This is a genomic window from Rosenbergiella collisarenosi, assembly GCF_018494085.1.
GTDB lineage: Bacteria > Pseudomonadota > Gammaproteobacteria > Enterobacterales > Enterobacteriaceae > Rosenbergiella > Rosenbergiella collisarenosi.
Genome location: NZ_JABBFP010000001.1, coordinates 162,280 through 180,818 on the forward strand (window position 1 = coordinate 162,280; position 18,539 = coordinate 180,818).

General features: G+C 50.3%; 16 protein-coding genes. 2 read left to right on the forward strand and 14 right to left on the reverse strand.

The window, feature by feature from the left end:
* Window positions 1-17 precede the first annotated feature (17 nt).
* The 5 genes from HGT70_RS00760 to argF (HGT70_RS00780) all read right to left on the reverse strand — a co-directional run bounded on the left by HGT70_RS00760 (window position 18) and on the right by argF (HGT70_RS00780) (window position 6,232).
* On the reverse strand, window positions 18-1,409 hold the full coding sequence (locus HGT70_RS00760) for a YfcC family protein (protein WP_214194621.1): 1,392 nt from the start codon (window positions 1,407-1,409) through the stop codon (window positions 18-20).
* A gap of 42 nt (window positions 1,410-1,451) precedes the next feature.
* On the reverse strand, window positions 1,452-2,456 hold the full coding sequence (argF, locus tag HGT70_RS00765) for an ornithine carbamoyltransferase (RefSeq protein WP_071433695.1): 1,005 nt from the start codon (window positions 2,454-2,456) through the stop codon (window positions 1,452-1,454).
* 11 nt (window positions 2,457-2,467) lie between these two features.
* Window positions 2,468-3,385: a carbamate kinase gene (locus HGT70_RS00770; RefSeq protein ID WP_214194622.1), complete on the reverse strand. Its 918-nt coding sequence runs from the start codon at window positions 3,383-3,385 to the stop codon at window positions 2,468-2,470.
* The gene (arcA, locus tag HGT70_RS00775) at window positions 3,382-4,617 is read right to left on the reverse strand and encodes an arginine deiminase (RefSeq protein WP_071433697.1); all 1,236 of its coding nucleotides are present in this window, start codon (window positions 4,615-4,617) and stop codon (window positions 3,382-3,384) included. Before arcA ends, HGT70_RS00770 begins: the two co-directional genes overlap by 4 nt.
* Window positions 4,618-5,221: 604 nt before the next feature.
* The gene (gene argF, locus HGT70_RS00780; protein WP_214194623.1) at window positions 5,222-6,232 is read right to left on the reverse strand and encodes an ornithine carbamoyltransferase; all 1,011 of its coding nucleotides are present in this window, start codon (window positions 6,230-6,232) and stop codon (window positions 5,222-5,224) included.
* A gap of 154 nt (window positions 6,233-6,386) precedes the next feature.
* On the opposite strand from argF (HGT70_RS00780), the gene rraB reads away from it, so the two are divergent.
* Window positions 6,387-6,812, forward strand: coding sequence for a ribonuclease E inhibitor RraB (gene rraB, locus HGT70_RS00785; RefSeq protein ID WP_071433701.1), 426 nt, complete (start codon window positions 6,387-6,389; stop codon window positions 6,810-6,812).
* A 54-nt stretch (window positions 6,813-6,866) separates the two neighbouring features.
* Entirely contained in the window at window positions 6,867-7,625 is a 759-nt protein-coding gene (gene miaE / locus HGT70_RS00790) for a tRNA isopentenyl-2-thiomethyl-A-37 hydroxylase MiaE (RefSeq protein WP_071433703.1), read from the forward strand.
* Here the strand turns inward: miaE and HGT70_RS00795 are convergent.
* The 9 genes from HGT70_RS00795 to pepA all read right to left on the reverse strand — a co-directional run bounded on the left by HGT70_RS00795 (window position 7,576) and on the right by pepA (window position 18,324).
* A complete protein-coding gene (locus tag HGT70_RS00795) occupies window positions 7,576-8,637 on the reverse strand; it encodes a C45 family autoproteolytic acyltransferase/hydrolase (protein WP_214194624.1) in 1,062 nt (353 codons plus the stop codon). The genes miaE and HGT70_RS00795 overlap by 50 nt on opposite strands.
* A 12-nt stretch (window positions 8,638-8,649) precedes the next feature.
* On the reverse strand, window positions 8,650-9,375 hold the full coding sequence (gene glnQ, locus HGT70_RS00800; RefSeq protein ID WP_071435223.1) for a glutamine ABC transporter ATP-binding protein GlnQ: 726 nt from the start codon (window positions 9,373-9,375) through the stop codon (window positions 8,650-8,652).
* Between the two features lie 2 nt (window positions 9,376-9,377).
* Window positions 9,378-10,034, reverse strand: a complete 657-nt coding sequence (glnP, locus tag HGT70_RS00805; RefSeq protein ID WP_214194625.1) for a glutamine ABC transporter permease GlnP — start codon at window positions 10,032-10,034, stop codon at window positions 9,378-9,380.
* 55 nt (window positions 10,035-10,089) lie between these two features.
* The gene (glnH, locus tag HGT70_RS00810) at window positions 10,090-10,842 is read right to left on the reverse strand and encodes a glutamine ABC transporter substrate-binding protein GlnH (protein ID WP_214194626.1); all 753 of its coding nucleotides are present in this window, start codon (window positions 10,840-10,842) and stop codon (window positions 10,090-10,092) included.
* A gap of 212 nt (window positions 10,843-11,054) precedes the next feature.
* A complete protein-coding gene (locus HGT70_RS00815; protein ID WP_214194627.1) occupies window positions 11,055-12,398 on the reverse strand; it encodes an aspartate aminotransferase family protein in 1,344 nt (447 codons plus the stop codon).
* 104 nt (window positions 12,399-12,502) lie between these two features.
* The gene (locus HGT70_RS00820) at window positions 12,503-13,354 is read right to left on the reverse strand and encodes a MurR/RpiR family transcriptional regulator (protein ID WP_071433711.1); all 852 of its coding nucleotides are present in this window, start codon (window positions 13,352-13,354) and stop codon (window positions 12,503-12,505) included.
* A gap of 77 nt (window positions 13,355-13,431) precedes the next feature.
* Window positions 13,432-16,287, reverse strand: a complete 2,856-nt coding sequence (locus HGT70_RS00825; protein WP_214194628.1) for a valine--tRNA ligase — start codon at window positions 16,285-16,287, stop codon at window positions 13,432-13,434.
* A gap of 5 nt (window positions 16,288-16,292) precedes the next feature.
* Window positions 16,293-16,742: a DNA polymerase III subunit chi gene (locus HGT70_RS00830; RefSeq protein ID WP_214194629.1), complete on the reverse strand. Its 450-nt coding sequence runs from the start codon at window positions 16,740-16,742 to the stop codon at window positions 16,293-16,295.
* Between the two features lie 70 nt (window positions 16,743-16,812).
* A complete protein-coding gene (pepA, locus tag HGT70_RS00835; RefSeq protein WP_071433717.1) occupies window positions 16,813-18,324 on the reverse strand; it encodes a leucyl aminopeptidase in 1,512 nt (503 codons plus the stop codon).
* Between the last annotated feature and the right edge of the window lie 215 nt (window positions 18,325-18,539).

Below are 18,539 nucleotides of genomic sequence, written 5' to 3' on the forward strand. Positions count from 1 at the left end.
CGTTAACGTCCATTGTCTTACAGCAGCGCGCTCAGGCTAAGTATCAGTAGATTGACGATAATTAGAATGAGCAGTAAAGGAGCAACCCAGCGCAGATAACAGCTGTAAGGAACTTTGGCGATAGCCAAACCTCCCATAACGACGCCAGAGGTTGGCGTGACGAGATTAATCACTCCAGAGGCAGACTGATAAATTGTCACCATTAATTCGCGTGGCAAACCTGCAAAATCGGCAAGAGGAGCCATGATCGGCATACTCATCACGGCGAGACCGGAAGAGGATGGAACGAGAATGGAGAGGATGGCTTCTAGGCCCCAGCTAACTAAGACAAAGATTAAAGCCGGTAAACCGCTCACTAGACTTTCTGCAGCATGGAGCAGGGTATGTGTAATCATACCGTTATCCATCATCACAACGATCCCCCGTGCGATACCGATAATGAGCGCGACTCCAAGTAACTCTTTCGCCCCATCAATAAACGTTTCAACGAAGAGACTTTCACTCATGCGAGCAACGACACCGATAAGTAACGAAAATCCCAAAAACATCGCTGAGATTTCAGCCATCCACCAGCCTTCTACCGATACTCCATAGATCATAACGGCGAAGGCACAGGCAAATAGCATCAGAATAATTTTGTGTGTCCGTGTGAAGTCGAGAGGTTCAGGACTCGCCGCCGCATTACTGGTATTCGTTAGCGTGGGTAAATAGGAGTGATGAGGATCTTTTCTGACCGCAATGGCATAGCGTAAGACCCATGCGACCGCCAGACACCAGCAAACCACCAGTAGGAGAATTCGTAGCCCCATACCTTGCGTAAAGGGAATTCCAGCAGCATTAGCGGCAATGACGGTGGCGAAGGGATTGATGGTTGAGCCTAGGGTGCCAATGCCGGCACCAAGTAAGACGGTGGCAGCCGCCACGAGACGGTCAAAACGGGCAGCAACCATCACCGGAACCAGTAATGAGTAGAAGGGAAGTGATTCTTCAGCCATACCATAAATCGTCCCACCTAAGGCAAACAGCCCCATTAAGATTGGGATCATTAGCTCTTCTTTACCGGCTAAACGGCCTGTGACGCGTTGGATACCGGCATCAATCGCGCCGGTCTTAGTGGTAATACCCAAGAATCCACCAATGATTAAGATAAATAGCGCTACATCGATAGCCGCCGCTTGGCCGGTCCGGTGGTTCCACAGGCCATCGATGGGCGCGAGTAGGATATCAGTAATGCCTTGGGGGTGGGCTTCGGTAACGGCGTAAGTACCCGCGACCGGTACCTCAGTGCCTAGCAATGGATTCACCACCATCTGGTAGTGGCCTGCCGGTACTACCCAAGTCAGTAAGGCAACAAAAATAATTAATCCGAAAAGGATGGAATAGGCAGAGGGGAATTTAAAACTTTTCATAACTGAGCTCCACGGTAGGGCATAGCGCCCTACCGTTATCGATTAGTCAGCAAGCGTGGCAACCATCACAGCTTTAATGGTGTGCATGCGATTTTCAGCCTGGTCAAACACGATAGAGTGCGAAGATTCAAACACCTCTTCGGTTACTTCTAACCCGGTTAGTCCATACTGTTGTTCGATTTTTTTCCCTACCGAGGTCTCTGCGTTGTGGAAAGCAGGGAGGCAGTGCATAAATTTGACCTGTGAATTCTGGGTGGCCTTAATGACCCGCTGGTTAACTTGATAGGGTTGCATGATATTGAGGCGTTGCTGCCAGGCTTCATCGGCCTCGCCCATCGACACCCATACATCGGTATAGAGGAAATCGACCCCTGCAACCCCTTCGTCGACCTGCTCGGTTAGGGTGATCGTCGCTTGGCTCTTTTCTGCGATCCTACGACACGTTGCAACGAGTTCCTCTTCTGGCCAAAATGCCTTCGGGGCGACGAGGCGAATATCCATACCCATTATCGCGGCCCCCACGAGTAACGAGTTGCCCATATTATTTCTGGCATCGCCAAGATAAGCGAAACGAATATCGGCCAGTGTTTTATTCGGAGAGTGTTCCAGCATGGTCATCAAGTCGGCCAAAATTTGTGTAGGGTGGAACTGGTCGGTTAACCCATTCCAAACCGGCACGCCCGCGTGATGAGCTAACTGTTCAACTATTTCCTGTCCAAAGCCGCGGTACTCAATACCATCATACATACGACCTAGCACCCGGGCAGTATCTTTCATTGTCTCTTTGTGGCCGATTTGTGAACCCGAAGGGCCGAGATAAGTCACTTGTGCGCCTTGATCGAAGGCTGCGACTTCGAAGGCACAACGGGTACGTGTCGAGCTCTTTTCAAAAATCAGGGCAATATTTTTACGCAATAATTGCTGCTGCTCGCGACCCGCGCGTTTATCCGCCTTTAATGCTCGAGCGAGGTTAATAAGGCCGCCTATCTCATCGGCGCTAAAGTCGAGGAGTTTTAAAAAATTTCGGTTTTTCAGTGAGAACGTCATGGACTATTTCCTTATAGTAAAGCGTGAGGGTGAATACGTGTTCCTTGTTTTCCCGTCAAGATATCGAGTGCATCGTCCAGCGCCCCAATTCCAGCCAGCCCCTGCGTTTTATCGACAAAGTCACAACACGCGCGGACTTTGGGCCCCATTGAGCCTTTATCGAAGGATAATGCTGCCAGCTCGCGGCTGTGAATATCAGTGATGGCACGTTGTTGAGGGGTATTCCAATCGGTATAGACCGCTTTTGCATCAGTAAGGATAAGTAGCGCATCAGCTTCCAATTGTTCAGCCAACATAGCCGCCGCGAGATCCTTATCGATGACCGCGGGCGTACCTTGCCGTTTTCCATCCTGCTCGATCACCGGCACACCACCCCCCCCACAACAAATAACGAGATGGTCGCGTACGAGTAAATCGGCGATTGCTGGAGCATCAATGATTTTCTTAGGTAATGGTGAAGCCACTACGCGGCGAAAATAATGACCGTCGGGTTTGATCTGCCAACTAGGGTCTAGCCGGGCTAAGTCCGCTTGTTGGTAGCTGGGGCCAATATACTTACTCGGCGAATGATAGGCCGGGTCATTGCTATCTGTCAGAACCTGAGTCAGTAAGCAGGCGATTGAGCGATGCGGGAGCCTGTTTTGCAGAGCCTGTTGCAATAGATAGCCGATCATCCCCTGAGTCTCGGCGACGAGGATATCAAGCGGATAGGGGCGTGTTGCGGTATAGGCCTCATTCTGTAGGGCGAGTAGCCCGACTTGGGGGCCGTTACCGTGCACTAAAACAATTCGCCATGCTTCGCTCAACGCCGCGAGTTGCAGCGCGGCTAATTCGATATTCTGCTGTTGTAGCTCTGCTTCGAGGGGCTGGCCGCGTTTCAATAAGGCGTTGCCTCCCAAAGCAACGACCAGAATCGGTTTTTGTTTCATGGGCGATTTCCCTCTAAGTCATCACGTTCTAGAGGGCAACTCATACAGCGTGCGCCGCCACGTCCGCGTCCGAGCTCATCGCCACGGATCGTTAGGACGGTAATCCCCGCTTTATCATACTTTTCATTGGTACGTAGATTACGGTCGTAGCCCACCACCACACCAGGTCGTAAGGTCAGAACATTATTGGCATCGTTCCACTGCTCACGCTCTGCTTCAAAAATGTCTCCTCCTGTTGTAATAAACCGAATCTCTGTCACCGCGAGGACTTTTTCCAACACCGTCACTAAAGGTTGAGGGGGATGCTGGATTAGCCCACTTTTACCGTCGGGGGTCAGTACCCAGCAGGGCATGTCGGGCTGAATAACTTCGGGATAGATAGAAAAGGTATCGTGATCAAGGTGAGTCATTACCGTGTCTAGATGCATGCAGGAGCGGTGTTTAGGTAATTCAACGAGGATGACGCGTGTCGCCTGTTGGTGACGGAAAAGGGAGGCCGCAAGAAACTCGACACCCTGCGCAGTGGTCCGCTCTGAAAGGCCAATTAATACTGCCCCATTTCCTATTACCAACACGTCGCCGCCCTCGAGAGTGGCGTGGTCGTAATAACGCTCTTCATTACCGTAGTAGTTAATGTAATCGTTGCTTTGGAATAAGGGATGCCAACGGTAAATCGCGCGTAAATTATCAGTTTCCCGTTGTCGAGCCGGCTTCGCCATTGGGTTAATGCTAACGCCTTGATAGATCCAACACGAGGTATCGCGAGTAAAGAGATGGTTAGGGAGTGGGCGAGTAATAAAGGGCGAGTGGGGTGAAGCGGCAATACGCTGTTTCAATAGCGCTTCGGGAACCTCCTGCCATGTCAAGCCACCGGTTAGATAGCGAGAAAGTTGTTCGGCCGGTAGCTCAGCTAACCACTCGCGCAGAGGGTGGGCTAAGGCCGGTCCTAGCCGGTAGTCGGAGAACTGAGCAGAGAGCAACCACTCGCGCGCTTGGGGATCGTGTAATGTCTCGGTGAGTAACTCACCAAGCAATAAGACGTTAATATTCTGGTCACGCAGAAGCTGAGCAAATTGATTATGCTCTTCAACCGCTCGTTCGACGCAGAGGACATCATCGAATAGTAACTCCTGACAATTGGAGGGAGTAAGCCGTTCTAGACTTAGGCGAGGGCGATGTAGCAATACGGTTTTAAGCTGACCAATCTCCGAACCCACGTAATGACGTTCCATAGAAATTCCTTTTTCTCAAAGATGAAGCGGGATAGTTCCGCATGGCGTAAGAGCATTACCGCGGAGTATGCGATTCGCGCAGATTAGAAAAAGAGATATAGGTCACACTAGGCCTTGCTATAAGGAGTAAGTGATGGGCAGCTGATATAGGTCAGGGAAGGTTTATTTTCCTGAGAGAGTGGCTTGCGTATCTATGCAAAAAACGCCTATTTTTTCTTATTAATAGAGAGTCTCTCTGCATCTGTTAAACAGTTAACCGTGTTTTATTCAAGGTTTATGCGCTGATTATCGCTAGCTATTCTTGTATATAAGAGCCTTGAGGAAAATTTACGCAGTAAAATAGAAATAGGGGAGTGTTTATATTTGTGATAACCAATGTGTTTTTAATTAAAGATTATATTTTTCAAATTCTTGCAATATAGAGGTAATGGGATCATTCGCTAACTAAACACTTTTTATGCATAAAATTCCTGAGCTACCCGCGGCTAGCGATGACTTCACTAAGATTTATGCACAGCAGACGCTTGGTTCGTGCAATGCCGAGTAAGGGAGTACAGTTTGAATAACCTAAACCGCTAAGGTTATCCAAACTGCCATAGGGTCTTTATACCTGTTCACTCAACGTGGCAACGATCAGTGCTTTGATACTGTGCATACGGTTCTCCGCCTGATCGAACACAATGCTGTTCGCCGATTCAAAGACCTCGTCGGTAACTTCAATTCCCTGCGGTAGATTATACTGCTCGGCAATTTGTTTACCGACTACCGTGTCGGTATCATGGAATGCGGGTAAGCAGTGTAGGAATTTAACCTGTGGATTACCCGTTGCACTCAGCACCTGTTGGTTGACTTGGTAGTCGCGCAGTAGCGCAATACGCTCTTCCCATACCTCTTTTGGCTCACCCATCGACACCCACACATCGGTATAAAGAAAATCAGCGCCTTTTACGCCCTCTGCGACATTTTCGGTGAGACGGATTGAGCCGCCGTGCTGTGTCGCCAAGGCTTGGCACTCTGCCACTAATGAGGCCTCTGGCCAGCACGCTTTGGGCGCAACCATTACTAGCTGTAATCCAGTTAGGGCTGCGGCTTCCAGCAAGGTATTACCCATATTATTTTTTGCATCGCCAAGGTAGGCCAACGTCATATCATTCCATGACGTATCCGGTAGATGCTCTTGCATCGTGAGTAGGTCGGCCAGCAATTGGGTTGGATGAAATTCATCGGTCAAGCCGTTCCATACCGGGACTTGTGCATGTTCGGCCAACGTCTCCACGATGGTCTGGCCATAACCGCGATATTGAATGCCGTCATACATTCTGCCCAGCACCCGCGCGGAGTCCTTGATCGACTCCTTATGGCCAATTTGGCTGCCACTCGCCCCAAGGTAGGTCACCCTAGCGCCTTGATCATAGGCGGCAACCTCAAAAGAGCAGCGAGTCCGCGTGGAGTCTTTTTCAAAGATCAGCGCGATATTTTTTCCCGCCAAGTAACGTGGTTCTTTTCCCTGCCGTTTCGCACTTTTTAAGGTAGCGGCAAGCGTAAGCAACTGAGTTAACTCTTGTGGGGAACAATCGAGTAATCGTAGAATCGACCGCTGATACAGTGAAGACATGACACACTCCCTAATATTGAATTGATATTCAACTTATATGACTAAGAATTCACTTTCAACTTATTTCGACGATTATCGTCATAGGGAGTAGTGCCTGAGCGCGGTGTGTGGGAAAATAGCGCTATTATTCTAGCCTGTAGTGAAAGAGGTTCGTATGTCCAATGAAGATTTATTAGCAGAGCAACGTGAAGAGACGTTAGCGATTATCGAAGAGTTACTGGAAGATGGCAGCGATCCTGACGCGCTCTATACGATTGAGCATCACTTTTCTTGCGATAGTTTCGATGCGCTCGAAAAAGCAGCCGTCGATGCTTTTAAAGCCGGTTATGAAGTCACCGAGCCCGAAGAGCTGGAACTTGAAGACGGGACGACGGTGATGTGTGTGGATATCATTAGTGAATCGGCGCTCAAGGCTGAATTAATCGATGCTCAGGTCGTCCAGCTCGTGGCGATTGGCGCTAAGCATAACGTTGATTATGACGGTTGGGGCACCTATTTCGAAGACCCTGACGCGCAAGATGATGACGAAGAAGGTGATGAACACGATATCGATGAAGACGACAACGGTGTTCGCCACTAATTATTTCAACACAGCAGCCTCGTCTGCTGTGTTTCTCCCGCCCAACAAGACGCTATGAATACCCAAACCTTATTGCAGCCCATTCAGAAATTTCTCCACTGCCAGACGCCAGAAGCCTGGATTATCGAAGCCCGTAAGCCCGAAAATTTACCGCTCCTCCTTACCGATCATCTGGTCTGCGAACTTAAAGCGGCACTCACGGCGACATGGCTTATTCGTAAATATGTCGCGGATAAGCCCAGTGGCAAAGCGATCTTGGAGTGGTTAAAACCCTACGAAGCTTTTGTCTATCGTGAGCAGCCGGATCCCGATTTTCTAAGTGCGCATAAAGGGCTTAGTCGTCCAGTCACGACTGCAACGGACTTTGCCTGGGCAGGATCGTTAGTCGAAAAGATGATGTTGTTAATTAAGGAAGAGCTTCATCATTTTTATCAGGTGTGGGAAATCATGCAGCAACGCGGTATTGCCTACAAAAAAATGACCGCAAGCCGGTATGCAAAAGGACTTATGCGCGAAGTGACGACCCATGAGCCGATGACGCTGGTGGATAAACTTATCTGCGGAGCCTACATTGAAGCACGTTCTTGCGAGCGATTTGCTGCGCTAGCGCCTTATTTAGACCTCGAGCTCGAGAAGTTTTATTTATCACTCCTGCGCTCGGAGGCCCGCCACTATCAAGATTATCTTAATTTAGCGCGGCAAATCGCTCAGTTTGATATTAGCGCCCGCGTGCAGGAGATTGGCCGAGTGGAAGCCGAGCTCATTACGTCACCTGATCCGGAACTGCGTTTTCATAGCGGTTGCCCGTGCTAAGTATCCCCTTATTTTCCGGCTGTACTCTGTCCATTCGGTAGACTTCCCAGCTCACGTTTTCAGGGGAGAGCGTAAAGATAACAGTGGCTAGCGTATTTTCTTGATCAGGATCGTCGGCAGACTGACGGTAAATCGGTAATTGTTCATCGTGTTGATCAGAGAGCAGGGCGAGCAGTCTGCCCGCGCAAAGTGGCTGCAGCGCAGAGAGCTGCTGATCGATGCGGATCTGGCGAGCGGCGGAGCTGACGGTAATTTTTTGTGCGCTATCGGTAAGCGGAGTATGAATCAGGTGGTTAGCGTGTCCGAAGCGATCGCTAATTTCGAGTATGCTGGTTTGCTGCCCGGTCGCCTCAAGGCTGATGATCCGTGGGTCTCCCGCTTGGGCAAGAGTATGATGGAAGGCTCCACAGCGAGGCTCCTCGCTGAGGAGTGCAATAGCACTTTCCAAGTTCTTTGCGGATAACGCCGCACGGGCGAGAACTTGCCGAGGCAAGCCGTCGGGACGATCTTGAGCACGGATATTATTGACGATATTAACGATACCGCGGTGATTGACCGAAAAAGTATGCCCACACAACGACCCGGGATACGCAAAGCTCATAAAGCCAACGCCGCTTAACGGCGTCACATCGACCAGAAAACTGCTCGCGTAGAGTTCGGGCAAACCATCTTCATTATGTGCGAGGAGCAGCGTACCGTCCGTACCTCGACTCGCCAAAGAAGTACAGCCGTCAGAGGTCGACGGGAGCAGATCACCGCGACAGTTCCACGCAAAGACTTCGTTAAAGGGGGCGGCGAGACCGCTTGCGAGGCCTTGTAGTTCTTGCCAAATATCGGGGAAATGATGTTGAACACGTTGCGCTAACGCAATGAGCTTAGCACCATCCTGCTGCGCGACTACCGCTTGCCAGAGCGGGGTATGGACAATAATCGCGTGCCAAGCCTCTCTTCCCGCAGCACCGAGTTGTTCGCCAATTTCCCAAGGGGAGCCGCTGAGTCGGATAAATTTCACTGAAGACTGCCCTTATGATACGTGACGTAGGAAAGTTTGAAGGCGTTCGCAGCCTCGCCCTTCTGTAAGCAGTTGCTGGGGGGCGCCATCTTCAGCAATAGTACCTCCATCGATAAAAATAAGCCTAGAAGCAACCTCGCGTGCGAAGCCGATCTCGTGGGTAACGATAACCATGGTCATTCCCTCTTCTGCCAAGGTTCTCATCACTTGCAAGACCTCATGACGGAGTTCTGGGTCCAGCGCTGAAGTTGGCTCATCGAATAGCATCATTTTCGGCTTGATCGCCAATGCACGCGCTATCGCAACCCGTTGTTGCTGACCGCCGGATAATTCTGCAGGGTAGTGGTCAGCACGGCTTGCCAGTCCAACGCGCTCAAGTAGCTCGAGGCCCAGTCGTTTGGCTTCAGACTTAGAGGTATGTCGTACTCTACGTGGACCAAACATCACGTTTTCTAATGCCGTGAGGTGCGGAAAGAGGTGGAACTGCTGAAAGACCATCCCCGCCTCTCTACGAATATCACATTCGTTAAGATGGGGGTCGGTCATATGCATACCAGACACGATTAGCGCGCCGGAACTGATTTCTTCGAGTTTATTGATGCAGCGTAGGAGGGTCGATTTCCCCGATCCCGAGGGGCCAATAATCACGACCACTTCGCCACTTTCGATACTTAAATTAATGTCGTGGAGCACTTGTGTCTGACCAAAGTGTTTTGAAACGTTTTGAAATTCCACCATATTCATAAGATATGCATCCTTTTTTCCAACACTTTTAATAAGAAACTCAGGCAAAGCGTCACGGCTAAATAGAGTACTGCTACCGCTGTCCAGACCTCTAAAGCTCGAAAGTTACCGGCGATAATCTCTTGGCCCTCACGGGTTAATTCGGCGACCCCGATGACAATGAATAGGGAGGTATCTTTGATACTGATAATCCACTGGTTACCCAATGCTGGGATCATTCGCCGCAGGGCGAGAGGCATAATGATATGCCAGAGAGTGGCTCGGGATGACAGGCCCATGGCTAGCCCGGCTTCTTTGAAGCCCTTATTGATGGAAAGGATTGCCCCGCGCGTGATTTCTGCGATATAAGCGCCAGAATTAATCATTATTGTGACGACTGCCGCGGTGATCGGTTCAATTCTTACTGGGATGAGTAGGGGGAGGGCGAAGTAAATAAACATCACTTGCACCATGATCGGCGTACCACGGATTAGCTCGACAAAGACTAAAGAAAGGCTCTTGCTGATCCGCCCACCTAACGCACGGGCGACCCCGGCGATCAAGCCAATGACAAACCCTCCACATAAGCCGAGTAATGAGATAAAAAGTGTAAGTTTTAATCCCTGTAGCAGTATCGGGATGGCCTGCCAAACATAAGTCACATCAAAATTCATAAGCGGTGTCCGTCAAGAGGAGCAAAAGGGTTGGCCAGAGGTCTGGCCAACAAGACTACTTAGGCGCTTTATCGAACCATTTTTTATAGATTTTTGCGTAGGTGCCATCTGCTTTTAACGCGGCTAAGGCCGTATTAATTTGCGCGGTATAAGGGCTGTTTTTCTGTAAGGCAAAACCATATTGTTGCGGTAAAACACTGTCATGCTCGCCGGCAGCTTTGATTTTCCCATTACCAGATACTTTGATGTAATACATGACATTTGGTGAATCGTGAACGACAGCATCGATATTACCAGCCTGCAGATCAAGGTAGGCATTATCGATATTAGGGAATTCGACGTAATCGGCTTTCACATTAGCCTTCATATAGGTCGCCGCCGCAGTCCCTTGTTTGAGGCCGACTTTCTTACCGGCTAAATCGCTAAATTTTGTGATACCAGTTGCGCTACTTTTGACTGCCATCAGCAAGTCAGCATCGTAGTAAGGGGCACTAAAATCTACCGCTTGTGCGCGAACCGGTGTGATGGTGATCCCCGCCATCGCCACATCAAGATTACGCGATTGCAGTCCCGGAATAAGCCCAGAGAAATCCATCGGTTGTAGGCGATAGTCGACCCCCATTTTTCTAGCGATGGCATCCCATAGGTCGACGTCAAAGCCGACATACTTATTGCCTTGCTTAAACTCGAAAGGAACGAAGGCCGTATCGACCCCGACGGAGAGCGTTTGCTTAGCCAACACCGTCGTACTAAATAGGGTAGACAGTAAGGCAAGACCGAGACTGGCTTTTTTTAACGTGGTGAACATAGGATTCCCTCAATGGTATTGGATAGTCACTGAGAGTGATTAAGCAAAGGCTGTGCCAAATTCAGTGATGAGTGTGAGGTAGGAGTAAAATAGGACGTCGAATCGGTAAAAGAGGCGGTTATTATCTGATTATTGGCGAATCGCTAAAGAGAGTGCGTCCTTTTATGGTGCAAGAAAGGACGCGGGTTAACCTTAAATAGGGCAACGCGATATTAGACGTTCTGGTAGCGCGCGTATTCAGTGACGTCGCTAATGACCGTTTTCAGTGTATCGACTATAAAATCAATGTGTTGTGGCGTAACAATGAAAGGGGGCGCGAGCAGGATGTGATCCCCGATACGCCCATCAACGGTGCCCCCCATTGGGTAGACCAGTAAACCTCGGTCAAAACAGGCCTGTTTAATCTTCTTATGGACGGCAAGTTCAGCAGCGAAAGGTTGCTGGGTCTGTTTGTTTTGAACCAGCTCAATACCAGCGAATAATCCACGGCCACGGGTGTCGCCAACAAACTCTAATCCTCCTATCTTTTGCTGTAACTGCGTTAATAGATAGTCGCCCTGCTGGCGTACTTGGGTGAGTAGATCTTGTTGCTGAATAACCTGTTGAACCGCTAGGGCTGCCGCGGCGGCGCTAGGGTGACAAATATAAGTATGGCCATGCTGGAAATGACCGCTTCCCGACCTAATCGCTTCAATAATAGGATCGCGCACGAGTACCGCACCAATAGGTTGGTAACCGCCGCCTAACCCCTTGGCAATGGTGACAATATCGGGGATGACTGACTCATCAGCAAAAGCATGTAAGGAGCCGGTGCGGCCCATGCCACACATCACCTCGTCCGCAATATAAAGGATGTCGTATTTATCGCAAAGCGCCCTTACCGCGGAGAAGTAGCCGGGGGTGGGGGGAACCGCGCCGGTAGTTGCTCCACTTACCGTCTCGGCACAGAAACCGATGATTGTCTCGGGGCCTGCCGAGAGGATCGCCGCTTCCAACTCATCAATAAGGCGTGTCGTATAGGCATCGAGGGTTTCGCCTGGTTTCTGATCGCGATAGGCGTTACAGGCGCAGACGCGTACGACGTCCATCAGCAATGGAGCAAAGGGTGTACGTCGCCACTCATTGCCACCGACGGCGAGGGCACCCAATGTGTTGCCATGATAGCTCTGCTTGCGGGCAATGAATTGCCTGCGTTGTGGTTGACCACGTTCCACCCAATATTGACGAGCCAATTTTAGGGCCGTTTCAACCGCTTCCGAACCGCCGGAGACAAAGTAAACATGGTTGAGATCGCCGGGTGCAGTCGCGACGAGCTGGTCTGCTAATTGCTCCGCCGCTTCGCTGGTAAAAAAGCTAGTATGCGCATAAGCCAGTGTATCAATCTGCGAATGTAACGCTTGTATCACTTGCGGGTGACGGTGGCCAAGGCTGGATACCGCCGCACCGCCACAAGCGTCGAGATAACGTTTACCCGTTTTATCGAAGAGGAAAACGCCTTTAGAGTGGCTTGCGATGGGGGGAGTCACGTTAAGCTGGCGGTGGATGATAGCGCTCATAGATATCTGACGGGTACCGGAAAGGGAGAAGTAACGCTATCCTGTCAGAAATAGGAAAGGGAGACAAGATAAATGATACACATGAATCATTTATCTTGTACACGTTATCGATTGGCGATATAGCTGCCGGAATCGAAGAGGTATTTTTCAGATTTTTCAATACTCTGGACTGCAGGTTCACCATGCTTGGCGACCAAGCTGGCTAACAGAGCTTCGGCAATCGCCATACCCGAAACGACCGAGGGGAAAAAAGAGGCACTCTCAGTCGAAAATAGCAATGTACAGTCTGCGACTTGCGCGAGGGGGGAAGACGGCGAATCGGTGATAGCCACGATTTTGGCACCGACCTGTTGTGCGGTTTCGAGAATCTGTAGCGTCTCGCGTGAGTAAGGAGAGAAACTGACTAGCAGAACACTATCGCGGTCGGTAAGTTCACGCGTGAAAATCTGTTGGCTATTCGCGAGGTTGTCGATAAGGGTAACGCGCTGTTGGAAAAGCCGATAGACATAGTAGACGGACCAAGCGATCGAGAAACTTGCACGAAAACCACAGACGTACACTTGGCGAGCATCGTCCAGTACCGCGACGGCGCGCAGCAGAGAGTCTTGGTTTAAGGCTTGCGTATCTTCGAGTGAGCTACCGAGCGTGGAGAACACGGCATCGTAGGCTGACTCTTGCTGTAAGTTTTGCTGTAGACGTACGGCGCGGCTCGCATAACTGCTACGAGTGAGTTTCAAGGAATAGATAAATTCCGCTTTTAAGGCTTCCCATCCCTCATAACCTAATTTTTTGGCCAAGCGCGAAAGGGTGGCGGGCTTGAGATCGGCATTATGCGCAATCGTCCGCATTGAGCTCAACGCGACATCATTAATATTTTCCAAGACGAAGGCCGCTGCTCGCTGGAGTTCCGGGGTGAGGGCAGGATAGTGATCAATGATGAGTTTGCGAAGGTCCATACATAAGCCTCAGTAGAATCGCGGTCGAGTAAAGAAAAGCCGGGACGATGCCCGGCTGTTTACTAGTTAACTATCGATTACAGTGCAGCAATCACGCTCTGTTGCTCGATGATTTTCGCTTTCGAATGTTCTAAATCGGCTAAACGCTCGCGCTCTTTCGCCACGACGGCTTCAGGTGCACGCGCAACAAACCCTTCATTGCCTAGCTTAGTCGCGATTTTTTCGATTTCGACATCGACTTTACCTAGCTCTTTCGCTAGACGCTCCAACTCAACGTCCTTATTAATTAAGCCGGCCATCGGGATAAGTAGCTCGGCACCCTCAACCAATTTGGTAACCGAAACGGGCGCTTTCTCTTCCGGGTTCAGCAACGTGATGCTTTCTAACTTCGCTAAACGCTTCAGGAAGGTTAAGTTTGCCGATACGCGACGTTCCACTTCTGGAGTAGCACCACGCAGCAACAACTCCAGCGGTTTACTCGGCGAGATATTCATCTCGGCACGAATATTACGTACCGCGATAATGGCTTGCTTGATCCATTCGATATCGCTTTGCGCCTGCGGATCTTCTTTCTGCGTCGACCATTCAGGGAAGGCCTGCAGCATTAAGGTATCGTCGGTGATCCCTTTTAAGACTTTCACGCGTTGCCAGATGGTTTCGGTGATGTAAGGGATGATAGGGTGCGCTAAGCGTAATAGTGCCTCGAGCACGTTGACCAAGGTATTACGTGTCCCGCGCAACTCCGCTTCGCTACCGCTATTCATAACAGGCTTAGTTAGCTCTAAATACCAGTCGCAGAATTGGTTCCAGGTGAAATCGTACAGCAAGTTAGCCGCAATATCGAAACGGTAGGTATCTAAGGCTTCGCGATAGGCTTTTACCGTGCGGTTAAACTCACTCAGGATCCAGCGATCGGCGAGAGAAAGAACTTGTTCGCCCCCTTGGAAACCGCAGTCTTGATCCTCGGTATTCATCAGAACAAAACGGCTCGCGTTCCATAACTTATTACAGAAGTTACGGTAGCCCTCGAGACGCTTCATATCCCAGTTAATGTCGCGTCCGGTTGAGGCCAGTGCGGCAAGGGTAAAGCGCAGTGCATCTGTGCCAGAAGGCTCGATACCATTTGGGAACTGCTTCTCGGTACGTTTACGGATTTTCTCAGCCAATTGTGGCTGCATCATGTTGCCGGTACGTTTTTCGAGCAGTGCTTCTAAGGAGATGCCATCCACCATATCTAAAGGATCGATTACGTTACCCTTAGACTTGGACATTTTCTGCCCTTCTTCATCGCGGATCAGGCCAGTCATATAGACGGTCTTAAAAGGAACCTGAGGCTTACCTTGTTCGTCCTTCATAAAATGCATGGTCATCATGATCATGCGAGCGATCCAGAAGAAGATAATATCGAAGCCGCTGACGATAACATTCGTCGGGTGGAAGGTCCGTAGCGCTTCGGTATTTTCTGGCCAGCCTAGGGTAGAGAAGGTCCATAATCCTGAAGAGAACCAGGTGTCTAGTACATCTTCATCTTGGGTCAGGACGACGTTATCCGCGAGATTGTTTTCGCGGCGCACTTCTTCTTCGTCACGGCCGACATAGACGCGGCTACTCTCGTCGTACCATGCAGGGATACGATGGCCCCACCACAGCTGACGCGAGATGCACCAATCTTGAATATCGCGCATCCAAGAGTAATACATGTTCTCATATTGCTTTGGCACGAATTGGATATCGCCATTCTCGACCGCTTCTACCGCGACCTTCGCCAGTGGGGCGGTACGGACGTACCACTGGTCGGTAAGCATAGGCTCAATGACTACGCCCCCACGATCGCCATAAGGAACGGTCAAGTCATGCGGCTTAATCTCTTCTAATAAGCCCATGTCTTCGATTGCAGCAACGATGGCCTTACGCGCGGCAAAGCGCTCCAGTCCGGCAAAAGCGGCTGGAATATCGCTTGAGTAGGCTTCGCACTCTTCACCGTTGGTATCAAATACTTGTGCCTGTTGGCGAATATCGCCATCAAAGGTCAAAATATTGATCATGGGCAGTTTATGGCGGCGTCCTACTTCGTAGTCGTTGAAGTCGTGTGCGGGCGTAATTTTTACGCAGCCCGTTCCCTTCGTCATATCCGCGTGTTCATCACCGAGGATAGGGATACGGCGGTTAATCAGCGGGAGAACCAGTTCTTTACCGATTAACTCGGCATAACGAGGATCTTCCGGGTTCACGGCAACGCCGGTATCGCCTAATAAGGTTTCTGGACGAGTGGTCGCGACGACAATATAGTCTTTACCATCAGCCGTCTTAACGCCGTCGGCGAGTGGGTAGCGGATATGCCACATGGAACCTTTCGATTCGCGGTTTTCGACTTCCAGATCAGAAATCGCCGTACGCAGTTTAGGGTCCCAGTTAACCAAGCGCTTACCGCGATAGATTAAGTTTTCGTTATACAGGCGGACAAACACTTCTTTTACTGCATTGGAAAGCCCATCATCCATGGTGAAGCGTTCACGCTCCCAATCGACAGAGTTACCGAGACGGCGCATCTGGTTGGTGATGTTATCCCCTGATTCCGCTTTCCATTGCCAAATTTTATCGATGAATGCTTCACGGCCATAATCCTGACGGGTCTTACCTTCTTCCGCCGCGATCTTACGCTCAACGACCATCTGGGTTGCGATACCGGCATGGTCGGTACCTGCTTGCCATAGGGTGTTCTTACCTTGCATGCGCTGGTAACGCACTAAGGTATCCATAATGGTTTGTTGGAAAGCATGACCCATATGTAAGCTGCCGGTGACGTTCGGCGGGGGGATCATGATGCAGTAGCTTTCTTTGCTCTGATCGCCATGCGGTTTGAAATAGCCTTGCTTTTCCCAGTGCTCATAAAGCGGCTGTTCGATCTCTTGCGGGTTATATGTTTTATCCATAGGAATTATGCCGATGCTGCCGTTACAGTATTCAATTGAAATCCAGCACCGCGATAGGCTTTATACCGATCGCGAGCCAGTTGTTTTAAGGTGTTTTCTTCAGGGACAAAGTCTACCACTTCATAGAATCCAGTGGCAAAGTCTGCGAAGTGGGGCAGTAAGCTTATCAATAAGTCTCGTGCGTTACTGCCGCGCTTTTGTGGCCAGGCTAGCTCTACTGGTGATCCCTGACGCGGGCCTTCACCCGCTAGATTATGGGGGACAAAGGCCTCGGCAGGACGCTGCCAGAGTGCTTCATCGACCCGCAATGCTTGTGCTTCATCATGACAGGCGATGAGAACGCGCTTACCGTCACGCCAGTATTTCGCGGCGAGTTCGCAGGCCGTTATCTCAGCGGCGGTAAGCGGCTGGTCATCCGGGTCTGCGGGAAGCAGGTAAAACGTCGCATTTTTCATGTTTAGCCTGTAGTGATTGAGAAAGTAAAAAGGAACCCTGTAGCGGGTTCCTAGCTATCGTGGATCGTCGTTACTCTTCAGGCATTAAACCTGCGCGATTTAATAGGAATTGCGAAAGAAGCGGAACCGGACGACCCGTCGCACCTTTCGCCTTACCTGAGCGCCATGCCGTACCGGCGATGTCCAAGTGTGCCCAGTTATACTTACGCGTAAAGCGTGAGAGATAACAGCCAGCGGTAATCGCACCTCCCGCACGGCCACCGATATTCGCGATATCGGCGAAATTCGACTCAAGCTGGTCCTGATATTCGTCGGCCAGTGGCAGGCGCCAAGCGCGATCCCCGGCTTGCTCCGAGGCACTAACTAACTCGTGGGCTAGCGGATTATGGTTGGAAAGCAGCCCACTAATATGATGCCCCAGCGCGACAACACAGGCGCCAGTCAACGTGGCCACATCGATCACTAATTCCGGGTCGAAGCGCTCAACATAGGTTAGGACATCACAGAGTACTAAGCGGCCTTCCGCATCGGTGTTTAACACCTCGACGGTCTGCCCAGACATGGTGGTTAAAATATCGCCGGGACGTAATGAGCGTCCATCAGGCATATTCTCGCAGCCCGCAAGGATACCGACCACATTCAGCGGCAGCTTTAGTTCTGCAACCATGCGCATAACACCATAAACCGTTGCTGCCCCGCACATATCGTATTTCATCTCATCCATGGCTTCGCCAGGCTTGATGGAGATACCGCCGGAGTCAAAGGTTAACCCTTTACCGACGAGAACGATTGGACGGCTGTCCGCATCAGGATGGCCTTTATATTCGATAACAGACATTAAAGATTCGAAATGCGAACCCGCACCGACGGCTAGGTAGGCATGCATCCCTAGCTCTTTCATCTGCTGCTCGCCGATAACGCGCGTTGAGATATGGCTGCTATTTGCGTCGGCCAATTGGCGCGCCTGTGAAGCCAGATAAGCCGGGTTACAGATATTTGGCGGCATATTACCCAGGTCTTTCGCCGCCTGTACGCCAGAGGCGATGGCTAAGCCATGCTGAATTGCACGCTCACCGCTGGTTAATTCACGACGAGTCGGGACATTAAAAACCAGTTTGCGTAGCGGGCGACGCGGCTCAACACGATTACTCTTCAGCTGGTCGAAGGAATAGAGGGACTCTTTCGCCGTCTCAACAGCCTGACGCACCTTCCAATAATTATTACGTCCTTTAACGTGTAACTCAGTTAAGAAGCATACCGCTTCCATTGAGCCGGTCTCGTTTAACGTACTAATCGTCTTTTGAATAATCTGTTTATACTGACGTTCGTCTAGCTCACGCTCTTTACCGCAACCGACTAGTAAAACCCGTTCGGAAAGCACATTAGGTACGTGATGCAGTAGCAGCGTTTGACCCACCTTGCCTTCCAGCTCACCACGACGCAGTAGGGCGCTGATATAACCGTCGCTAATCTTATCGAGTTGTTCCGCGATCGGTGATAACCGGCGAGGATCGAACACCCCAACGACGATGCAGGCACTGCGTTGTTTCTCTGGGCTACCGCTTTTTACACTGAACTCCATGTATTCTCCTGAATCTTAAAGACAACGAGCTCGACACTCAATTAACATGCTTAACGGCTTAGGTGTATAATAACCGTTAAAGCTCAACTTTATGTTATTGTCGCTGATAGTGAAGGGTGAGTGAGCCGAGGCTCTCACCACTGATGCTTATGGTGTATGATACACTGTAACAGCAAAAATGTGTTGATGAAGAAAACCAGCAAATAAGCGTTGAA